The organism is Natrinema soli, from assembly GCF_028618695.1.
This window is the reverse complement of record NZ_JAQIVI010000451.1, coordinates 1-1,018: the sequence shown is the minus strand read 5'-3', so window position 1 is coordinate 1,018 and position 1,018 is coordinate 1. Positions and strand designations below refer to the sequence as shown.

Sequence of the window (1,018 nt, the reverse complement as noted above, 5' to 3'; positions counted from 1 at the left end):
CGAGGTCGCGGTCGCCCACGGCACCGGCGGGCTCCTGTCCTCGAGTAGCACCGTCGTCCTCCGGAGGGACGCATGAGCGCCCCGGTCGAGGACCGTCGCGAGTCGTGGGACGGACCGGTTCCCGTTCCGACCGGCGCGACGGTTCCCTTCTGGGCGGCGACGCTCGAGGGCACTCTCCGCTATCAGGCCTGCGATTGCGGCAACCGACAGCTCTACCCCCGGGCGGTTTGTACCGACTGCGGGGCCGAGGACCCGCCGTTCGAAGACAGCGAGGGCGTCGGGACGATCTACACCTACACCGTCTGCCACGTCCCCGGCGAACCGGGTTTCGCCGATCGGACGCCGTACGTCGTCGGCGCGATCGAGCTGGACGAGGGACCGCGCCTGCTCGCGCTGCTCGACGCCGATCCCGACGACCTCGAGATCGGCGCAGCGGTCAGTGTCACGTTCTGGCGAGTCTCCGACGAGGCGGCGATGCCGGTGTTCGTGCCGGAGTAACGGACTCGACGCGCGTATTTTCTACTCGAGGTCGGCCGTCGCGGTTCCGGTCAGCAGCGTCTCGCCGTCGGTCGTCCGGGCCTCGAGTTCGGTCTCGACCGTTCCCGCGTCGCGATCGATCTCGCCGACCTCGCCGGTCGCGACGACGGTGTCGCCGGGGAAGACCCGCGACTGGAACCGAACCCCGAAGCTCGAGACGTCCCGGAGGTCGAACCAGTTCGCGACGACGCGGGAGGTGAGTCCGGCGGTGAACATCCCCTGCCCGAAGACGCTCTCGTTGCCCGCACCCGTGGCGAACGGCTCGTCGTAGTGAATCGGGTTGAAGTCGCCGCTGGCCCCGGCGTACTTCACGAAGTGCTGACGCTCGAGGTCTTCGACGACGACCGTCGGGCCGGTATCGCCGGGCTCGAGGTCGTCGACGGTACGGACGCGCTCGAACTCGTCGACGGTCGGGTCGGGAACCGGCTCGGGTTCCGCGGTGCCGCCGTCGGCTTCGGTCGGGTCGTCGTCGCTCGCGGTG

The 1,018-nt window shown here is 69.8% G+C and carries 2 protein-coding genes; one reads left to right on the top strand and one right to left on the bottom strand.

Annotated features, from left to right (window positions below):
* Positions 1-72: 72 nt before the first annotated feature.
* A complete protein-coding gene (locus tag PGX04_RS23665) occupies positions 73-498 on the top strand; it encodes a Zn-ribbon domain-containing OB-fold protein (protein ID WP_273740751.1) in 426 nt (141 codons plus the stop codon).
* A 21-nt stretch (positions 499-519) separates the two neighbouring features.
* On the opposite strand, the gene PGX04_RS23660 is transcribed toward PGX04_RS23665, so the two are convergent.
* On the bottom strand, positions 520-1,018 hold a 499-nt coding region (locus PGX04_RS23660; RefSeq protein ID WP_273740750.1), incomplete at its 5' end, for a MaoC family dehydratase.

Coding starts and splice junctions, on each gene's coding strand:
- PGX04_RS23665 (WP_273740751.1), top strand. CDS start 73: ATGAGCGCCCCGGTCGAGGACCGTCGCGAGTCGTGGGACGGACCGGTT.